This is a genomic window from Mucilaginibacter sp. P4_C11, assembly GCF_056402115.1.
Map to the genome: position 1 here is coordinate 135741 of NZ_JBFUIA010000003.1, position 18463 is coordinate 154203.

At 47.0% G+C, this 18463-nt stretch carries 16 protein-coding genes; 8 read left to right on the plus strand and 8 right to left on the minus strand.

Features of this window, described 5'->3' with window-relative positions; all coding sequences use genetic code 11:
- Window positions 1-246: 246 nt before the first annotated feature.
- Together AC1DU2_RS03815 and AC1DU2_RS03820 are read right to left on the minus strand one after the other, a co-directional pair.
- Window positions 247-2583 (minus strand): M1 family metallopeptidase, encoded by a 2337-nt coding sequence (locus tag AC1DU2_RS03815; protein WP_477382866.1) that lies wholly within the window; start codon window positions 2581-2583, stop codon window positions 247-249.
- Entirely contained in the window at window positions 2580-3170 is a 591-nt protein-coding gene (locus AC1DU2_RS03820; protein ID WP_477382867.1) for a HupE/UreJ family protein, read from the minus strand. The genes AC1DU2_RS03815 and AC1DU2_RS03820 overlap by 4 nt, the downstream gene beginning before the upstream one ends.
- 78 nt (window positions 3171-3248) lie before the next feature.
- On the opposite strand from AC1DU2_RS03820, the gene AC1DU2_RS03825 reads away from it, so the two are divergent.
- Window positions 3249-3713, plus strand: a complete 465-nt coding sequence (locus tag AC1DU2_RS03825) for a DUF6702 family protein (RefSeq protein ID WP_477382868.1) — start codon at window positions 3249-3251, stop codon at window positions 3711-3713.
- Between the two features lie 180 nt (window positions 3714-3893).
- Here the strand turns inward: AC1DU2_RS03825 and AC1DU2_RS03830 are convergent, their stop codons facing one another.
- Both AC1DU2_RS03830 and AC1DU2_RS03835 read right to left on the minus strand, forming a co-directional pair.
- Window positions 3894-4256 (minus strand): nuclear transport factor 2 family protein, encoded by a 363-nt coding sequence (locus AC1DU2_RS03830; protein WP_477382870.1) that lies wholly within the window; start codon window positions 4254-4256, stop codon window positions 3894-3896.
- Window positions 4257-4509: 253 nt separating this feature from the next.
- Complete coding sequence (locus AC1DU2_RS03835) at window positions 4510-5070, minus strand: 5' nucleotidase, NT5C type (RefSeq protein WP_477382871.1); 561 nt, start codon at window positions 5068-5070, stop codon at window positions 4510-4512.
- A gap of 90 nt (window positions 5071-5160) precedes the next feature.
- Here AC1DU2_RS03835 and AC1DU2_RS03840 point away from each other — a divergent pair, with 90 nt between their 5' ends.
- From AC1DU2_RS03840 to AC1DU2_RS03850, 3 genes are all read left to right on the plus strand, one after another.
- Window positions 5161-5910, plus strand: a complete 750-nt coding sequence (locus tag AC1DU2_RS03840; protein ID WP_477382872.1) for a DeoR/GlpR family DNA-binding transcription regulator — start codon at window positions 5161-5163, stop codon at window positions 5908-5910.
- A 6-nt stretch (window positions 5911-5916) separates the two neighbouring features.
- A complete protein-coding gene (locus tag AC1DU2_RS03845; protein WP_477382873.1) occupies window positions 5917-7086 on the plus strand; it encodes an MFS transporter in 1170 nt (389 codons plus the stop codon).
- A gap of 512 nt (window positions 7087-7598) precedes the next feature.
- Complete coding sequence (locus AC1DU2_RS03850; RefSeq protein WP_477360536.1) at window positions 7599-8078, plus strand: M15 family metallopeptidase; 480 nt, start codon at window positions 7599-7601, stop codon at window positions 8076-8078.
- A gap of 305 nt (window positions 8079-8383) precedes the next feature.
- Here AC1DU2_RS03850 and AC1DU2_RS03855 read toward each other — a convergent pair whose 3' ends face one another.
- On the minus strand, window positions 8384-9841 hold the full coding sequence (locus AC1DU2_RS03855) for a serine hydrolase (protein WP_477382874.1): 1458 nt from the start codon (window positions 9839-9841) through the stop codon (window positions 8384-8386).
- A gap of 190 nt (window positions 9842-10031) precedes the next feature.
- Here AC1DU2_RS03855 and AC1DU2_RS03860 point away from each other — a divergent pair, with 190 nt between their 5' ends.
- Both AC1DU2_RS03860 and AC1DU2_RS03865 read left to right on the plus strand, forming a co-directional pair.
- A complete protein-coding gene (locus tag AC1DU2_RS03860) occupies window positions 10032-10331 on the plus strand; it encodes an ArsR/SmtB family transcription factor (protein ID WP_477360540.1) in 300 nt (99 codons plus the stop codon).
- Between the two features lie 29 nt (window positions 10332-10360).
- Window positions 10361-11464 carry an NADH:flavin oxidoreductase gene (locus tag AC1DU2_RS03865; protein WP_477382875.1) on the plus strand — a complete coding sequence of 368 codons (1104 nt, stop codon included), beginning with the start codon at window positions 10361-10363 and terminating at the stop codon, window positions 11462-11464.
- 133 nt (window positions 11465-11597) lie between these two features.
- Here the strand turns inward: AC1DU2_RS03865 and AC1DU2_RS03870 are convergent, their stop codons facing one another.
- Together AC1DU2_RS03870 and AC1DU2_RS03875 are read right to left on the minus strand one after the other, a co-directional pair.
- On the minus strand, window positions 11598-13625 hold the full coding sequence (locus tag AC1DU2_RS03870; protein WP_477382876.1) for a glycoside hydrolase family 127 protein: 2028 nt from the start codon (window positions 13623-13625) through the stop codon (window positions 11598-11600).
- A 5-nt stretch (window positions 13626-13630) separates the two neighbouring features.
- Entirely contained in the window at window positions 13631-16066 is a 2436-nt protein-coding gene (locus AC1DU2_RS03875) for an alpha-L-arabinofuranosidase C-terminal domain-containing protein (protein ID WP_477382877.1), read from the minus strand.
- A 113-nt stretch (window positions 16067-16179) separates the two neighbouring features.
- On the opposite strand from AC1DU2_RS03875, the gene AC1DU2_RS03880 reads away from it, so the two are divergent.
- Complete coding sequence (locus tag AC1DU2_RS03880) at window positions 16180-17061, plus strand: AraC family transcriptional regulator (RefSeq protein ID WP_477382878.1); 882 nt, start codon at window positions 16180-16182, stop codon at window positions 17059-17061.
- A gap of 90 nt (window positions 17062-17151) precedes the next feature.
- Here the strand turns inward: AC1DU2_RS03880 and AC1DU2_RS03885 are convergent, their stop codons facing one another.
- Window positions 17152-17550 (minus strand): winged helix-turn-helix transcriptional regulator, encoded by a 399-nt coding sequence (locus tag AC1DU2_RS03885; protein ID WP_477382879.1) that lies wholly within the window; start codon window positions 17548-17550, stop codon window positions 17152-17154.
- A 144-nt stretch (window positions 17551-17694) separates the two neighbouring features.
- Between AC1DU2_RS03885 and AC1DU2_RS03890 the strand changes: the two genes are divergently transcribed.
- Window positions 17695-18297, plus strand: coding sequence for an FMN-dependent NADH-azoreductase (locus AC1DU2_RS03890; protein WP_477382880.1), 603 nt, complete (start codon window positions 17695-17697; stop codon window positions 18295-18297).
- Window positions 18298-18463 lie beyond the last annotated feature (166 nt).

Sequence of the window (18463 nt, forward strand, 5' to 3'; positions counted from 1 at the left end):
TTTTGCGTTTGTGCGGGCACCCATCTGTATCACAAATTAGCGGTAACCGACTGGAAAAAACTTTAATCGTGATTTGGATTCAAGGCTTAACAAACCATTCAAGCTATAGTGGTGCAATCTCAACTCCCACTTATATCGGATTTGCATGTCAACATGAGCACAATTCGCAATTGCTTTGTAACTCGATGTGGTTTCGTATATCACACAAACAAAAGCCCCCAACTCATCGTCGGGGGCTTTATTATATTAATTCGTTTTCCGGGCATCCTGCATCGGGTTACTGCCCGATGTGGCTCCTCTTGGTAAAACCTGTTGCTTAAACAGCTCGAACCTTGTTGGGGCGTATTCGCGGGGCCAGCTGTTGTTGGCTTCGTCAATGTCGGCGGTTTCACGGTATGGGTCAAGCTTAATGGATTTTACTTCTTTGGCTTTGGCAAATACCTTGCTTACCTTAAACTCGTTTTTGCGCCAGATATAGGCCGGCAGTTTGTCAACCTCTTTGGTGCCATCGGTGTAAGTCCACTCAATGATGATTGGGCTTACCAGGCCGCCTTTGTTGCTGAAGGTAAGTTCGTAAAAATTGGTTTTGCTATCGTAAAACTTCTTTTCGTCGGGGCTTAAACCAGCATACATATCCTGGTAGGCTTTAGCGGTTAAAGGTGTTGGGGCAAAGCGGTCCCATTTGCTGTAAAAATCCTGCAGGGAGGTATCGGCCTCTACGGTAGTTTGCATACCTGCCGCTTTGTTGCGGGTTGTGCTGATGTTTTCCAGGTTACGGTCGTAAGCGGCACGGTCTGTAGCGCTTTCAAGGGCGGGGTTTTTACTGTTTAATTTGTAGTATTTCACGCTATCTAATGATACGTCTACAGGTTCGGTTCCGTAAAACCATCCGCGCCAAAACCAATCCAGGTCAACCGCCGATGCATCTTCCATGGTGCGGAACAAGTCTTCGGGCGTTGGGTGTTTAAAGGCCCAGCGTTTGGCGTAAGTTTTAAAGGCATAATCAAACAACTCGCGGCCCATTACAGTCTCGCGCAGTACGTTAAGCGCGGTAGCCGGTTTGGCGTAAGCGTTAGGGCCAAACATGATAATGTTTTCGGAGTTGGTCATGATAGGCTCCAGCTGATTCTTCGGCATTTTCATGTAATCAACAATTTTGTAGGCCGGACCGCGTGACGATGGGAATTTGGGGTCCCATTCCTGCTCGGTAAGGTACTGCGTAAATGTGTTCAGGCCTTCGTCCATCCAGGTCCACTGGCGTTCGTCCGAGTTCACGATCATCGGGAAAAAGTTATGGCCAACTTCATGGATAATTACACCTATCATCCCGTTTTTGGTGGCCTCGCTGTAAGTACCATCCTTTTCGGCACGGCCGAAGTTAAAGCAGATCATCGGGTACTCCATACCGTTTGCCGCCTCAACCGAAATAGCAACCGGGTAAGGGTACGGGATGGTATGTTTTGAATACGTTTTGATGGTATGCGCAACAACCTTGGTTGAGTATTTGCTGTACAGCGGGTAAGCCTCGGGGCCGTAGTATGACATGGCCATCGCTTTGCGGCCGCCCTCAATCTGGGCGCTCATGGCATCCCAAACAATACGGCGCGATGATACCCATGCAAAATCGCGCACGTTTTCGGCATGGAAACTCCATGTTTTGCGGGCGGCTGCATGGCCTTTCATGGCGTTTTTAACTTCATCCAAAGTAACTATCTGCACAGGTGTGGTTGCTGTTTGTGCCTTATTCCAGCGGCTTAGCTGCGCGCCGGTAAGGTTTTGGGCATAGTTGGAGCACTGGCCTGTACCGCCTACCAAATGATCGGCAGGTACATTAATGTTCACTTTAAAATCACCAAAAGTTAAGGCAAACTCACCGCTGCCCAAAAACTGTTTGTTTTGCCACCCCTGGAAATCGCTGTAAACAGCCATTCTTGGGTACCACTGCGTCATGGTGTACAGGTAGTTGTTATCCTCGGCAAAGTACTCGTACCCGCCGCGGCCGCCAATGGTCATCCTGTCTGATATATTGTACCACCAGTTAATTTTAAACTTAAATTTTGCGCCCGGTGCCAAAGTGGTTGGCAACTCAATACGCATCATCGTTTCGTTAATAGTATAGCTAAGGGTACCACCATTGGCATCCTTTACGCTCTCAATGTGGTTACCCAAATCAAGGTTGTGGCCCATAACGCCTTGCAGCTGGCGCATGGTCATCTTGCCCTGCATTTTGCTTTCGGCAGTAGTAAAGCTTTCGGCATCCTTCATGTGCTGGTTTTCATCCAGCTGAACCCACAGGTAGGTAAGCGCATCGGGCGAGTTGTTGCTGTACGTAATGGTTTCCGATCCATCCAAACGCTGCTTATCATCGTTAAGGGTGGCGTTAATTTCGTAGTCGGCTTTTTGTTGCCAGTACTTGGGCCCCGGCGCACCCGATGCCGAGCGATAGCTGTTTGGGGTGCTTAGCATGGTACCCAGCTGCTCAAAACGGTTACCGTGATTGGAGCCGGGATTGTTGTCGTGTTGTGCCCATGATGCCGAGGCCATCAGCAGGCACGAAAATAGGGCAGGGTAAAATTTATTCATCTGAATTTAATTAGGAAAAAACGTTCGATACACATAATAAAAGCAATTCCAAATATAGCCGACGACAGGAACATCGTCCAGTCGCGCTGTGGAGTTTTGGCAAATTTGACGAGCAGGAATGAGATAAGTAACGCAGATATTACAATTAATACCTGCCCAAACTCCAGCCCGAGGTTAAAAGCGAGCAGCTGGCCGGTGATATTAGTACTGGTGCCCAGCAAACTTTTTAAGTAGTTTGAAAAGCCCATGCCATGTATAAGGCCAAAAAATAAGGCCAGCGCATAGTTAAGCCGCATAGTGCCCGTTGTGCGCTTTTTATTAAGCACATTAACCAAACTTGTAAAAACTATAGTAACGGGAATTAAAAACTCAATAAGCGAAGTGTTGATATGGATAACGTTTAACACACTTAAAGCCAGCGTGATAGAGTGACCAATAGTGAAGGCCGTAACGAGTACCAACACCTTGCGCCAGTCGGCCAGCAGGTAGGTACCGCAAAGCACGGCGACGAATAAAATATGGTCGTACCCCTCCCAGTTACAGATGTGTTGCCATCCTAACTGGAAGTATAATGAAAAGTCAGTCATTGAGCTAATTCGCAATTGCCAATAAAAATAACGTTTTTTGTCGAAAATAAAACACCCGGACGAGAGATGTTACAGTTGATGATGATAAGCTTTTTCAGCTTATTCCACCCTTTTTTTGTAAGTGTTACCGAAATTACCCACAACGCCAAAACCCAAAGCGTTGAGGTAAGCTGCCGTATTTTTTACGACGACCTGGAGCGTACCATAGAAAAGCAATACAAAACCCCGGTTGATATTGTACACCCCAAGAACAAGGCGAAGCTAAACGAGATGCTGAATGATTACATTAAAAAGCACCTGGCTATAAAAGCCGATAATAAAGTTATTGCCCTAACCTACCTGGGCTACGAGATTCAGGAAGATGGCGCCTGGGTTTACTTTGAAGCCAAAGGCATCAGCAAACCCAAAAAGGTTGATGTGCACGACGATTTGCTTTATACCGAACACCCCCAGCAAATAAACATGCTGCACGTAACCGTAGGCGGCGAGCGCAAAAGCGATAAGTTGGATAACCCGGATAGTGAGGCGGGGTTTACTTTTTGATGTGCAGATTTTAAATATCAGATGTGCAAATGTTTTTTAATCATAGCGAAAGCCACCTGTCATGCTGAGGTACGAAGCATCTATTCGCAAACTGTGCGCGTACTTTGCAAGGCGTAGAATACATGCTTCGTACCTCAGCATGACAGTATTCAATGGCAACATGGTTATGCAACAATACCCCTACTGCAACGGCGGAAAAAAGCTCACCAACCTTACTATCTTTCCATCCGCATCAAATTCAATATAATCTGTACCGCCCTTGGTTTCTTTACCGGGGATATCAACCGTCCAGGAGTACAAAGCCACGTTATGGTGATGCTCGGGCAGGGTGTGTAAGTGAAATATGCGGCCCGGTGCTAACTGGTGCGAGCCTACGCACAGCGCGGCAATGCCGTCAACCCCAGTTACATTTTCATAGTTAGGATCGGTGTAAATAGCATGGGCGGCCCAGCATTTGGCAAACGCCGCTTTAATGTCGTCCTCGCCTTGTACGTTCCACGAGGCTACGTATTGCTTAATGGTTTCTTCTGGTGATGTTTTCATTTGTATTACGTTTTAATGTGATACAAAGGAACTGAGGCGTAGCCGCAATAACATTAAAGTAGTTTAATAAATGAAAAAAGGGGGGCTTCATTCTCCTATTGTCATGCTGAGATACGAAGCATCTATTCGCGAACTTTTCATTCGGTTATGCATAGCTGGTAGATCCTTCGTTCCTCAGGATGACAGGAAAACCGGATATTTCATGGACAACAAGAGGCATAATTTTATATTATTAGGCCTACTCCAATCCACTTTACAAAACTGTCTTGACTCCTGATTCTTGACTCTTGGTTCTCTCCGCCTCCAGCAACTCCAGCACCTCGGCCCAACTATTAACCCTTTGGTGGTGATGCAGGTTGGTATTATGGAAAGCATCAAACATAATGGGCTTGCCGTGGCAGTAGTCCAGGTTTTTGCAGTGGTCGTCAATTAAAAAATCGGTTTTGATGATGCTTTTATCGCCGCAAAAAACAATATTTCGCCAGTTGATGAACGGGAAGTGCTCGGCCAGCCATTCGTATTTCTCGGGAAGCGATAGCGGGAACTCCATGGCTGCCGATACAATATACACCTCAAAATCTTCCATTAATGATTTTACCGCCTCAACGGCTCCTTCCATCAGCGGCAACGTTCTGAAAAAGCCGGGTTTGTTCACCATCCCGTGGCCTTTGCCTTTAAAAGCTTCGTACTCGGTCATGCCTGCAATATCCTGCCGGGTAAGCCTTATGCCGGTTTCCTGTTCATAGTAGTCAAAAAAATGGGGCTCGGTATCGGCCATTACGCCATCCATGTCAATCGCTATCGTTTTTTTCATCTGGTTTGCAATATTTTCTGCAAATAAAACCATTTTATGCAATATTTTGCAATTTTTATTTTTAAGTTTGCAACAAATTGCAATCAAGCTATGATTAAGGACGAACGCTTAGAACAAATATTGGCGCATGTGGCAAGGCAGCGCAGCGTATCACTTACCGACCTCAGCAACGCGCTCAATGTATCAGAAGATACCATCCGTCGCGATATCAAAAGCCTGTCGGACCAAGGCCTGCTGAAAGCCGTTCGCGGCGGGGCTGTGGCGCATTCGCCTACGCCGCGGCACTTCCGGGCAAGGGAAAAGCACGATATGGACCAAAAACGTATTGTAGCCTCAAAGGCATTACAATTCATAAAAGACGGGCAGGTAATCTTCCTCGACGGCGGTACCTCCATCCAGGCCCTGGCCGAGTTGATCCCCGCCGATATGAAGATCACTGTGGTTACCCACAGCTTCCCGGTAGTGAGCGTGCTGGAAGATCATCCCACGGCCGAAGTGATATTTGCCGGCGGCCGGCTTTGTAAAACCGCTTTTACCACCATTGGTTATGAAACCATCCAGACTTTCAAAAACTTCCGTGCCGACTTGTGCCTCATGAGCGTTTGCAGCATTCACCCAACCATGGGCTTAACTACCGTAAACCACGACGAAGCACAGGTAAAACGTACGATGATGGAAATGGCCGGCCAAACCATCGCGCTATCCACCATCGATAAATTAAACACCGCCGAATCGTACTACATAAGCCCCGCGACAGCTATAGATATTATTGTTACCGATGCCGAAGCCAGCGACGATAGGCTAACCGCCTACAAGCAAGCCGGCATCACCATAATTTAACCCCAATTGAAAAAGAATTTAATTCCCCTTACCCTTGGCGGCCTTGGCATAGGCACCACCGAATTTGTAATGATGGGGCTACTGCCTGATATCGCCAAAGATTTCCGGGTGAGCATCCCCGTGGCCGGGCACCTCATCTCCGCCTACGCGCTTGGTGTAGTTATCGGCGCGCCTTTACTGGTGGCCATCAGCAGCAACTATCCGCCTAAAAAAATACTGATCGCCTTAATGGTCATGTTTACCGTTTTCAACGCGTTCTCGGCTTTCGCGCCCGATCATAATGCTTTGTTTATCGCCCGGTTGTTATCCGGTTTGCCACACGGCGCTTTCTTTGGCGTGGGCTCGGTAGTGGCAAGCCGCCTGGCCGAGAAAGGGAAACAGGCTCAGGCCATATCGGTCATGTTTGCCGGTTTAACCATTGCCAACCTGTTAAGCGTTCCACTGGGTACCTACATCGGTCACCATTATTCGTGGCGGTACACGTTTGGGCTTATCGCTTTTATCGGGCTGATGGCGCTGTTGTTCATCCAGCTTTGGCTTCCGGCTTTACCGGTGAGCCGTGAAGGCGATATTAAATCTGAAATGGGCTTTTTTAAAACCCGCGAGGCCTGGCTCATTTTGCTCATCACTGCTATTGGCACCGGCGGCCTGTTTTGCTGGATCAGCTATATAGCCCCGCTCATGACCGATGTAAGCCATTTTTCAAAAGATACCGTACCGCTGGTGCTCATCATTGCCGGCCTTGGCATGGTAATAGGCAATTTTATGGGCGGCAAACTGGCCGACTGGGTTGCTCCCGTAAAAGCCTGCTTAATACTACTCATCAGCATGGCCGTGGCGCTCACCACCATCTATTTTGTATCGGGCAACCAGGTGTTGTCGCTCATCATGACGTTTATAACCGGCAGCCTGTCTATGGCCATCGGCTCCCCTATCCAGATCCTTATGATCCGCACCGCCAAAGGGGCCGAAATGCTTGGTGCGGCAGCCACACAAGCCGCCTTTAATACCGGCAACGCCTTAGGCGCGTTCCTTGGCGGCCTGCCGATAGCCATGGGCTACGGCTTTACCTCGCCCGAGTTGGTAGGCGTTGTAATGGCAGTAACCGGGGCTTTGTTTGCGGTGGTGTTGTTTAAAAGGCAGGCAGCGGTGAAAAGAGAGCTTGAAGTGGCGTAGATAGCTTTGTATAATATGGGCGTTGCCTGCGGCCGGGCCATTCGTTCATACTGCACAGGCATTGGGCGCGGCCGGCCCGAGATGCCCGCGCAGGGCCGATATCCACTTTTGTCCCTAACGCGAAGCTGCGGGGAGCGGGGCCACACCGCCTGTAATTTATTTTGTTGAAATGTTATTGTTTGCTGAAATATATTTGGTTAACTTTATGCAAACCAATACTTTATCAAAGATGATCTCATTTGTAATCTCACTCACAGGTATTTCGAAAACTCAATATTCATTTTCCGGGCATAAATATACCCGAACGTGCACGGCTACTGTGGCGACATCGACCGAAGGTTACAACATACTGGCTATTAGCCAGTTTGAATAAAAGTCACCTTATTTAAGATTACAAAACGATTATCGGCGGAAAATTGCGACAATTAACATTGATTTAGCCGCACAGCGACCGGAAACACCGCCACCGTAAGTAAAATTCATTTCAAAGAAGTAAATAAACCAACAAAGTAATGGAACCAACAAAAAGTTATTCATTCGGTGCAGCGAGTCAAAAAGCCCTGGTAGGGGTACATCCCGATTTAGTTAAGGTTTTAACTACCGCTATTACCAATAGCCCAATAGATTTTTCTATCAATGAAGGCGTTAGATCATTGGCTACACAGCAAAAATATTACACATGGGGGCGTACAGTTATAAACCCCAATACAGGTCCTTTACCGGGTAAACCGTTTGGTGATACAAATACAAATGCCGACGGCGTGGTGCATAAATCAAATCATCAAAAAAAAGCAGATGGTTATGGGCACGCAGTTGATCTGTACCCCTATATTAATGGTAAAATTGATTTCGGAGCAGGAGCAACACTTGTAACTATTGCTAACCACATTAAAAAAGTTGCGGAAACCTTGGAGATTGCAATTACCTGGGGTGGCGATTGGAAACCACCGGTTGCGCCGGTTGATAAACCTCACTTTCAATTGAAGCAATAAACCATCGCTATGGTATTTACTTTTTATCTTTCAACCCCGCGCAGGGCCGGTATCCACTTTTGTCCTAAACGCGAATGCAAAATCTGCGCGATAAGGGGCTAAACATTTAAAACGGGTGATATGAATTTCATTTATAAATATTGACTATCGCACTGTTTTTATATTGATATGCGCCATCGGTGCTGGTCAAATAAATATGGTTGTTGCTTAAACACGATGTAATACTCATTATAAGAAGGAATAAAATGGCGTGGTAAATCAAACCATCCATGCTCGGTTTTAACCCGATTCCTTGCCTTTCCATATTATTTCACCCGTTTAGTTTGTACTTTCTGACCATCGGCATACAACACCAAATTAATGGTCCCGCCGGTATCCTTTAAAAATTCAAGCTCATAAGGCAGGTCGCGCAGGAAGAATTTGTTTGATGCCTCGGCAAATAGTTCACGCTTCATTTCGCCTTGCATCCTTACGTACATGCGCCCTTCTTCAAATAAAATTGTTAAAACCCTGTTGGGTGCCAGCTGAAATTGTCCTGTATAGGTTTGTAATACATCGGCAGGGGGTGTAGAAATCCGTTTTTTGATATTTGGATGGTACAGATCCTTAAACTCATAAACCTTTGCCACACTGTTTACCACTTCGGTTGCCAATTGCTGGCTGCCGCTGTTAAGCATAACCACTACACCATTGCCGTCTCGCAGGCTGCCATAATAAATACTCTGGAAACCTACAGTCGATCCCGGATGGGTGAAATATTTTGTACTATCCAATACATTTATAAAAGTGCCAAGTGCTATTCCCATTTTATTTTGGTACGGTGTAAACATCAGCCCGGCGCTTTGCTTTGTTAAAACTTTATCCGATTTACCCTCATAAGCCAATTGGAGCCTGATAACAAATTTAGCCAGGTCGGTAGGGTTTGTCCACAAGCCGGCGGCGGCTTGTTCCGGGTAAATACGGTGCTTGCCAGGTATAGGGTTGCCGGTTATACTATAACCGGTGGCCAGCATGGCCTCATTAACTCCGGCCGGAGGCTGGCTGAAGGTGCTCTTATTCATGCCCAATTGTTTTAGCACTGCTCGTTGCATATAACCCGCATAATCCTGCCCGGTAATATCCATTACAATTTGCTGCGAAATGATGACCCCGCCGCCTGAATATTCAGGTCGCAATCCGGGTTCAAAAGCAGAACGTATATGGGGGCTGTTGGCCGGCTTTTCGCCATTTAAAACCTGCACTATGGTTGGCAGCGGCTTGCCTGGCTGGTAACCGCCAAAGCCTTGCAGGTTTATCCCACCGGTATGGCTCAACAGGTTTGCCATCGTGATCTTTTTTCCTTTTGATAGGCTATCATATGGAAACTTCCAGCTTTTTAGGTACACATTGATATCGGCATATAAATCGATTTTCTTTTCCTCCGCCAGTTTAAGTACGCCAACAGCGTTTAACGATTTACTTATGGAACCAGCCTGAAAAAGCGTTTGCGTGTTAACCGGCGTTTTTGAACTATCGTTAGCGAAACCATAGCCCTTTGCCCAAACCAGGCGATAGTTTTGAATAACCGCTATGCTTAACCCCGGCGTTTTATAAAAGGCCATCCTATCCAATATATTCCAGTTTTTTTCGCCCTCTATTTGTATAGGCGCAAACAAACCGTTTTCAACTTTGGCAATGTTTTCTTTTGTGTTGTTTTGGGCATAACCGGTTAATGTTGTTAATAATAGTAAAATTAAAGCGGATAATTTGCAAAGTGTATTCATACTAATTATTTGGTGTAGATGGATTTTATATTCAAATATTAAAATTTAATTCTGAAATATAAAAATAAACAGAATAAAATTTTATAAAATAGAAAAAACGCACAGAATGTTAATGACATTAACTATCAACCCAATGTCATCTCTCCACTATTAATTGGCATATCGGGAAAAGTCGATATATCTTTGTGCTATGGATCAGTTAGAGATATTTAAGGCGCTATCAAACAAAACCCGGCTGCAAATTTTGCAATGGCTTAAAGAGCCCGAGCTTAATTTTCCTTCCCAGCAGGAATATGGGTTTACCAATGGCGTTTGCGTAGGCCAAATTCAGGCTAAGGCCGGGCTTACACAATCTACCGTATCAGAGTACCTGGCATTAATGCAGCGCACCGGGCTTGTTACCGCTACCCGCGTTGGGCAGTGGACTTACTACAAACGCAATGAAGAAGCCTTTGCCGCCTTAAGTAAACTGGTACAATCGGAATTATAATTAAGCATTTACAAAACACAAACTATAACATGAGCACTAATAACACCTTGTTCAGGCCATTTAGCCTGAAATCGTTAAATATCAAAAACCGCATTGTAATGGCGCCCATGACGCGTTCATTTTCGCCAAATGGTGTACCAACTGCCGATGTTGCAGCTTATTACCGTAAACGCGCTGAAGGTGAAGTGGGTTTAATTTTATCAGAAGGTACGGTTATAAACCGTGTATCGTCATCAAACGATGCCAACATCCCCCACTTTTATGGTACCGAAGCTTTGGCCGGCTGGCAAAATGTAATTAACGGTGTGCATGCCGCTGGCGGCGCTATGGGCCCGCAAATCTGGCATATGGGTATTATGGATAACCACCACTCGGGCTGGGTACCGTCGCAACCATTTGAAGGGCCGTCGGGCTTAAACAGGCCGGGGAACACCAATGGCAACAGCATGACCGATGCTGATATTGCCGATACCATTGCCGCATTTGGCCGCGCTGCCGCTGATGCCAAAAGATTAGGCTTTGACTGTGTTGAAATTCATGGCGCACACGGCTACCTCATTGACCAGTTTTTTTGGGACGGCACCAACACTCGCACCGACATTTATGGCGGTAAAACCCTGCCCGAGCGCAGCCGTTTTGCAGTTGAAGTAATTAAAGAAGTAAGGAAACAGGTTGGCGATGATTTTGCTATCATCATCCGCCTGTCGCAATGGAAACCAGCCGACTATAACAACCTGCTTGCCAAAACCCCACAGGAATTAGAAGCATGGTTAAACCCCATGGCCGATGCAGGTGTGGATATTTTCCATTGCTCACAACGCCGTTTCTGGGAGACCGATTTTGAAGGTTCGGATTTAAACTTTGCCGGCTGGGCCAAAAAAGTAACGGGCAAAGCAACCATTACCGTTGGTTCTGTTGGTTTAGATGGTGAGTTTTTGGCGGCCTTTGGTGGTGCAAGCTCAAACCCAAGCTCGTTAGATGAATTGTTGCGCCGTATGGACCGTGGCGATTTTGACCTGGTAGCCGTTGGCCGCCCCCTATTGGCCGACCCACACTGGGCTCAAAAAATCCGCGATAACCGCACCGAAGAACTGAAAGGTTTTAGCAAAGAAGCTTTGGCTCAATTGGTGTAAACACCAGTTAACCTTGTTTTATAAAACGGGCCGCCCCAAGGGACAGCCCGTTTTTGCTTTTATAGCCTATAATATTCAGATGACGCCAATTCCCGATTTTCTTAGTCCTTGGCAAACAGGTGGGATTAGCACCTCACTCCGCCCTGTCAACCCAAACCTGGTAGGTTGATTTACCACGGTTACCTACCGAGTAAAACGGTATACCTGTAAGCGGCTGTTGGCTGCCTGGTGTGGTAGCCTGCAAAACGTTTACACCATTAAGCAAAGCGGGTTTGTATTGCAGTTTAATTTGGGCATCAGCGGCAAGCGTGCTTCCTTTTAAATTGGCGTTGTCGTCACTTTCAAAAGCGTATATGAGTGGGCCGGCGGCTACGGCCATTTTGTTATGCAATTCCGCCACCTGGCTGTTAGGTGTTACCAATCGAGGCTGCATCGGGATAACTAAACTAATTTTATCGCCCCTTTGCCATTTACGGTCAATAGCGGCGTAACCTTTATCAATGCTTAAAGGGACAGTTTTACCATTTACAGCAAGTGTTACCTTGCCCGGCGATTTGGAACTGTACAAATCATACGGATTCTCTTTACCCATAGCCCATCCGGGTATCCTGACGCGAACCGCGAAACTACCGGCAGTAACCGGGTTCACCTGTATTTGTATGTTACCCTGCAATGGGTAAGTTGTAGTTTGGCTAATATCTACCCGGTTTTTCCCATAGCCCGTATGGGTTGTACTTGCTATAAACAGGTTTACATAAATGCCATGTTTGTCGTCGGTAGCGTAAATGTATCCAGGCAGCGCACCTGCCATTTTCAATATCATGGGCGGGCAACATGGGCAGCCGTGCCAAACCCAGCGGGTATGGTCGGTAGCCATTAACGGGTTTTCATAATGGTAATGGCTGCCATCAAGCGATATGCCCGACAGGATATTATTGTAAAGCGAGCGTTCAAATTCATCCATGTATTTACCGTTGGCCTGCAGTTCGTTCATGCGTTCGCTAAAAAAAGCCGAGGCGATAGAGGCGCAGGTTTCCAGGTAGGCCGACTGGGGCAACTGGTAATCCTTGCCAAATTTTTCATCGTCGGCAATGGCACCCTGCCCGCCCGTTATGAAAGTGCGTTTGCCTGCCATGTTATCCCAATAGTGGTTGGCGGTGGCAATGTACCGCGGGTTGCTATCATAAGCCCCAATGGCGGCCACTGCCGTGCCCAGCAAGGTAGCGCGCACGGCATGCCCCTCAATGGTCTGCTGCTCAAAAACAGGCTTATCATCCTGGTTATAGCTGCCGTAGGCCTGCCTTGCGCGCGAGCCATCGGCATCGGCGGGCAGGCCGCGGTGTTCTATCCAGTATTTAGCCAAATGCATATAAGCATCGGGCGTTACCGGCGCCTTTATGTTTTGTGCCAGGGCCGGCTTGTTTTTAAACAGCAGGTAAAGCTTAAAAAATGCTTCTTCGGGGCCTGCATGGCCGGGTATCAGGTTCAGTTTTGGGGCATCGCCCATTACCCTGCACATGTAATTGGCCATTTTAACGCCAACTTGCAGCAGTTTTGTTTTGCCGGTGGCGTTGTAGTAATGTAAGCCAGCTTCAACCAGCATGCCAGCATTGTAAAGGTCGTGTTGCCAGCGGTCGTCGCCACCGTTAGTACCCCAACGTTGGGTTGGGCGGTTCAGGGTGGTGTAGGTATCAATATAACCGTCGGGGTCAGCTGCCTGCGCGGCGGCTATCCTGTCAATATAGGCATCCAGTTTTTGTTCCAGCTTTTTATCGGGCTGGGCCACCAACAGGTCGGCAGCGCCGCGGATGGATTCATAAACCAGGCCATCATACCATGGCGGGCCGTCACTTTCGCCCGTATTTACCTTTCCCTGCGCAACCCTGTCAAAATTTAAAAACCCATTGCGGGTGCGTTTCATCTTTGCTTTTTCGTTAATCAGGTCTTCCCGGTCGGGCTCGTATTTTCCCTCAAGCTTGTCCAGTACATCGTACACGGTAACGGTATGTATCGTTTTTAACTTTGGCGACCAAAAGGCATCGTTAATAGTAACGTTTTTTAAAGTTACCGGCGTTACGCGCTGTGCCTGCGCGGTAATACCGCACAGGGCTAATATTGCAGAACCGGTTAGTACTTTTTTTGCAGAAGTAATTATATTCATAGCTGTTATTTTTGATACAGGCGGATAATGGTGTATGATGATGCCGGGATGGTGTAATTAAAACCATCCCTGTTAACATTTATCTTAGTTGTTTTTGGGCTGATGTGCGCCGGTTGCCCGGGCGTATTAATATCTGTTAACTTGCCTGCCAGTTGGGTTACTACAGCCTCTTTTAAATCTTTATCCATCCCCTTCAGGCTGATGCTGCCCTGGCATGCATTTGCCGCCGGGTTTACAATATGTATGGCTATCGTTTTACCATCTTCGCTACGGGTGGCGCTAACATCTATAACCCCGGTTGCATTAGCCTCGATATTTAAAGGCAAATGTGCTGCCGATGCCATTTGTTGTGCATAAAAAGGAGGCATTCCCCAAACCTGAGATGGCGTAAAAAACACCTGCCCCTGGTCCCAGCCGTTATCATTTTGGCCCAGGGCCTGTAATGCATTTGCCGCGCAGGATGTTAAAACAAAATCGCCATGGCGACGTACGGCGTTCAGCGTGCCTGCATGGCCCAAAGCCCTGGCCAGGTCATGATGATTGCCGTTCTCTTCAAATATAGTGCACTTTAAGCGGGTGTTTGCGTCCCAGGAGCGGAACAAGGCCCTCATCTGGGTTAGCGAGCTATCCACCTTCCGGCCGGAGTTTGCATCGTCGGCATCGGTATGCAGGTCCCAGTAATCGGCCTTGCCGTTTATTGCTTTAAAAACCCGCGCCATATTGGGCGATGCAGGCCGCCACCATGCAGAGCAGATGAATTTAATAGTAGTGTCTTTGGCGTGCATGGCGCTTTGCAGGAGGTTAAAGCGTTCGGTATAATGGTCGTATTCAGCTGTTACATCGCCATGAAAAATAACCTCTTCGTTGCCAATTTCAATATATTTTACTTTGTATGGGGCGGGGTGCCCATTGGCAGCACGTTGCCTGCCCCATTTGGTTGCGGTGCTACCTTTTAAATATTCTACCATATCGGCCATATCCTGCGGCGTTTCCTCAATATTGATGGCAAACGCGGCCTCAAACCCAGCAGCCTCGCAAAACTGCAGAAAATCCTCGATGCCAAAACCATTGGTGGAGTATGAATACCAATACCCTGTATATGGCGGCCGTTTAGCGCGCGGGCCTATCATTTTTTTCCATCGGTAACCTTCGGCGTTTACCATAGTGCCGCCGTACCTTAAAAAGCTAAGGCCTTCGCGCTGCATGGCCTTGCCGATATCGCCGCGGAGGGGCAGGTTTTTAAATTGTTCCTGTTTGCACATCAGCGTGGCCTGGTCGGCCCAAAGCTTGCCTTTGCTACTAATAGTTAAAACAAAGCGCGCTCTGGCATCAGTCTGCGTGGCCTTTAACATGATAGGGTATACCGCCCAGTTTGCCGATACCTTTTTTACCAACTGTGTGGCATAAACCTTTTTACCATCGGCACTTTGTAAGGCCAGGGTTACGCCGCCGGCAAGGCCTGTTCCTTTTAAATAAATATTGCCGGTGTAGCTGTTGCCTTTACGCACAGCTATACCCCAGCGGTTAAGGCCGCTATTGGCAACGCCGATAACTCCCTCATCCCCATTATGAATAACAACCTGCGATTGCCGGCCATTGTAAGCATTCTTATCATCCAGTAAAAAGCCACCTGTGCCGGTTGTGTTAATGGCATCCCAGGCACCACTTACGCTGGGTAAGGGTTTAGCTACAAATTTTTCTAAAGTGGTAATACCCATGGTTTTTATACTAAGGTTTTTAAACTCCACATCGGCATTGTAGGTACGCAGGGCGATGGTGCCCGGCGGCAACGTATTCCGCTCGTCGGTAAGGGTGGCAACCGGTTGGGCGCTATTGTTCAGGTAAACTTTAAACACGTTCCCGGCAACATCTACCTTAAGTTTTATCCAATCTTTAAAATCCACAGAAACCTTTACCTCGCCGATGGGCGTCCAGTTGTTTTGATGTTTGCCAAAAACCAGCACCTGTTTATTAGGATCGAGGCTGATCTCGTAGCCATCAAAGCTATCGGCGCCGTTACCGGCATTGTTTAGGTTTACAAGCACACCGGCGTTATCATTACGGCTGTCAAATTTCAGCATCACTTCGGCTGTGTAGTTTGCGCCCGGTATTTGCCGGCGCACCAATTTGTAACCTTCGCCGGCTTTAACGCTTACGGCATCAGCTGTGGGCTGCCAGTTGCCGCCAAACGCTTTCCAGCCGTTAATTACCGGGCCGGCTGTAGGTTCTTCAAAGCTTTCGCCAAATATGCGCTGGTTGTACAATCCTCCGTATATCTCGTGGTTTACATCCTCAATACAAGCCCCGTACAAATGACCCGGGATGCGGTTAAGCACGTGTTTGGCGTTAATTACGATATGGGTTTGCTGGCAAACAGCCGTAAGTGGCAGCGAAAAAAAAGGTAGTATGATAACATTTAACAGGCTTTTGTTGAAGCGCATAGGGTTTTAAATAGTAATTTTATAGATGTTTGTGTTAACAGAGTTCAAAAATGAGTGCAATACACTATAATATCTACTACTCCATTGCCTAATACTAACACCACATTGACCATATGAAGTTTTTTGAAGAAAAAATAATTCCCGGCGACCGGCTTTTTGTGGTGAAGGAGGAGCGCTTTCCGTACAATGATTACCCGCTGCATATACACCCCGAATATGAAATTATACTGGTGATGAAAAGCAGCGGCACCCGTTACGTTGGCGACCATATTGATGATTTTTTTGCTGGCGATCTATGCTTTTTCGGCCCCGACCTGCCCCATACCTTTTATAATAAACACATGCCTACCGACAGGGAGATGCACCAGGTAGTTATCCAGTTTGGCGAAAACTGCCTTGGCGATGGTTTTTTTGACAAACCGCAATTTGGGCAGATAAAAGCCCTTTTTGAGCGCGCCCGGTATGGCCTGGCATTTAACGAGCCAGTACGCGCACGAGCCGCCGAAAAAATTAAGCTAATGGTAGATGCCGATGAAGATGAAGCTGTGGCCGGCCTGATAGGCGTATTGGCCCTGCTTGCTAAAACCACCCATTATGAGGTACTATCCGCCCAAAAACAACTAACGGCCAGCGTGCAAAAGGATACTGCCCGCATGAACCGCATTTACCATTACCTGCTTGATAATTTTAAAAACGATATCCCGCTTGATGTAATGGCCGAAATGGCCAACCTATCTGTAGAAGCATTTTGCAGGTATTTTAAGCAGCATACCCGCAAAACACTATCCGAGTTTGTGAACGACCTGCGCATTGGTTATGCCTGCCGCCTGCTGCAACAAAAAGAGTTTAGCGTGCTGCAGGTATGCTTTGAGAGCGGCTTTAACAATATATCGTACTTTAACCGCCGCTTTAAACGGCAAATAGGGGTATCGCCACTAGCGTACCGGAAAAGTAACGGGCAGGTGCCAAGGCCCGGCGCGGAAGGATTGATTTAGCGTGCGCTCATTATTGGCCACCGGCTTACGCAATAGGATCCTGTTGAGAGCATCCGCCAGGCGCAAAAGTTAGTTTAATTGCCCCTCAATTTATAAGTGATTTTTTTGCACCACGGTTTGTTTCCGCATACTTTGCTTTACTTTTTCCCTGTGTTGTTCGCCCCAGGCGCTTAGTTCGGCTAAAACATTTTTTAAGGTGCGGCTGTACGCGGTTGCTTCATAAATAATGCTTACCGGGGTGCTGGGATATACATTGCGCGTGATAAAATCATTCAGCTCCAGGTCTTTTAGTTCATTGGCTAATACTTTGGAGGATATGCCGGTAATTTCGTGCTGAATTTCTTTAAAACGCTTGGGCGATTGTACCAGGGAAAGTATCAAGGGCAGCTTCCATTTTCCATTCAAAACGTACAAGGCGTCGAGCACGTTTTTAAGCGAGTGTGCGCATGCTGCCTTGCCCGGAATGATCTCATTTTTAATTACTTTCATAGATACAAAGGTAATCACTTACCTGGATGTAACCGCTTACCTTTGGGTAACTACTCACTTTTTACCACCTGGTAACCATAGTTTTGTTTTCGATAATTCGGGAGGGAAGAAGCCTTTCCGCATAAATACAAAAGCAAATTTATTATGAAACATATCCTTCATTTAAAGTCGAGCATCCAGGGTGCATCATCGTATAGCATTAAGCTGGGTAACGCCATCGTCGGCAAAATTCAAGACAAATATCCGGGCAGTACCCTGGAAGAATTAAACCTGGCAGAGATCGGGATTCCGCACCTAAACGCTGCCGAGCTTCGTACATTTTTTATTCCAAAAGATCAGTTGACGTCAGAAGACAAAGCATCCATCCGCCTGTCTGATGAGCTGGTTAAACAATTATTTGCTGCAGATATCATTGTTATTGGCGCCCCGCTAATTAACTTTACTATCCACTCGGCCCTAAAGGCCTGGATTGATCATGTCACCAGGCCCGGTGTTACTTTTGGGTATGGAGAAAATGGCCCTATCGGAATGGTAACCGGGAAAAAAGTTTATGTGGCCATGTCTTCCGGAGGTGTTTATTCAGAAGGACCGGGCAAAGCCAACGACTTTGTTGCTCCCTACTTAAAAGCATTCCTTGGCTTTTTAGGAATGACAGACCTGACGGTGTTCCGTGCCGAAGGATTAAAAGTTCCCGGCGTGAAGGAACACGCTATGGAGCAGGCGCTTGACAGTATAAAAATTGATTAGCTATTTTGGGTAGCCTTAAAAACTTTACAGAGAGATTCACGATAATCGCGCCGAAGAGCTGAAATGATTTAGCAAAAGGGGTTTTGACGCAGTGGACTAATGATAAGACAAAAGACTTGCGAAGTTTTAGAAACTTCGCAAGTCTTTTGTCTTCCCAAATTCGCCC

What these genes read in the sequence shown, in the direction of transcription:
- AC1DU2_RS03815 (WP_477382866.1), bottom strand. Translation starts at nt 2,583, where the DNA reads ATGAATAAATTTTACCCTGCCCTATTTTCGTGCCTGCTGATGGCCTCG.
- AC1DU2_RS03820 (WP_477382867.1), bottom strand. Translation starts at nt 3,170, where the DNA reads ATGACTGACTTTTCATTATACTTCCAGTTAGGATGGCAACACATCTGT.
- AC1DU2_RS03825 (WP_477382868.1), top strand. Translation starts at nt 3,249, where the DNA reads ATGATGATAAGCTTTTTCAGCTTATTCCACCCTTTTTTTGTAAGTGTT.
- AC1DU2_RS03830 (WP_477382870.1), bottom strand. Translation starts at nt 4,256, where the DNA reads ATGAAAACATCACCAGAAGAAACCATTAAGCAATACGTAGCCTCGTGG.
- AC1DU2_RS03835 (WP_477382871.1), bottom strand. Translation starts at nt 5,070, where the DNA reads ATGAAAAAAACGATAGCGATTGACATGGATGGCGTAATGGCCGATACC.
- AC1DU2_RS03840 (WP_477382872.1), top strand. Translation starts at nt 5,161, where the DNA reads ATGATTAAGGACGAACGCTTAGAACAAATATTGGCGCATGTGGCAAGG.
- AC1DU2_RS03850 (WP_477360536.1), top strand. Translation starts at nt 7,599, where the DNA reads ATGGAACCAACAAAAAGTTATTCATTCGGTGCAGCGAGTCAAAAAGCC.
- AC1DU2_RS03855 (WP_477382874.1), bottom strand. Translation starts at nt 9,841, where the DNA reads ATGAATACACTTTGCAAATTATCCGCTTTAATTTTACTATTATTAACA.
- AC1DU2_RS03860 (WP_477360540.1), top strand. Translation starts at nt 10,032, where the DNA reads ATGGATCAGTTAGAGATATTTAAGGCGCTATCAAACAAAACCCGGCTG.
- AC1DU2_RS03865 (WP_477382875.1), top strand. Translation starts at nt 10,361, where the DNA reads ATGAGCACTAATAACACCTTGTTCAGGCCATTTAGCCTGAAATCGTTA.
- AC1DU2_RS03870 (WP_477382876.1), bottom strand. Translation starts at nt 13,625, where the DNA reads ATGAATATAATTACTTCTGCAAAAAAAGTACTAACCGGTTCTGCAATA.
- AC1DU2_RS03875 (WP_477382877.1), bottom strand. Translation starts at nt 16,066, where the DNA reads ATGCGCTTCAACAAAAGCCTGTTAAATGTTATCATACTACCTTTTTTT.
- AC1DU2_RS03880 (WP_477382878.1), top strand. Translation starts at nt 16,180, where the DNA reads ATGAAGTTTTTTGAAGAAAAAATAATTCCCGGCGACCGGCTTTTTGTG.
- AC1DU2_RS03885 (WP_477382879.1), bottom strand. Translation starts at nt 17,550, where the DNA reads ATGAAAGTAATTAAAAATGAGATCATTCCGGGCAAGGCAGCATGCGCA.
- AC1DU2_RS03890 (WP_477382880.1), top strand. Translation starts at nt 17,695, where the DNA reads ATGAAACATATCCTTCATTTAAAGTCGAGCATCCAGGGTGCATCATCG.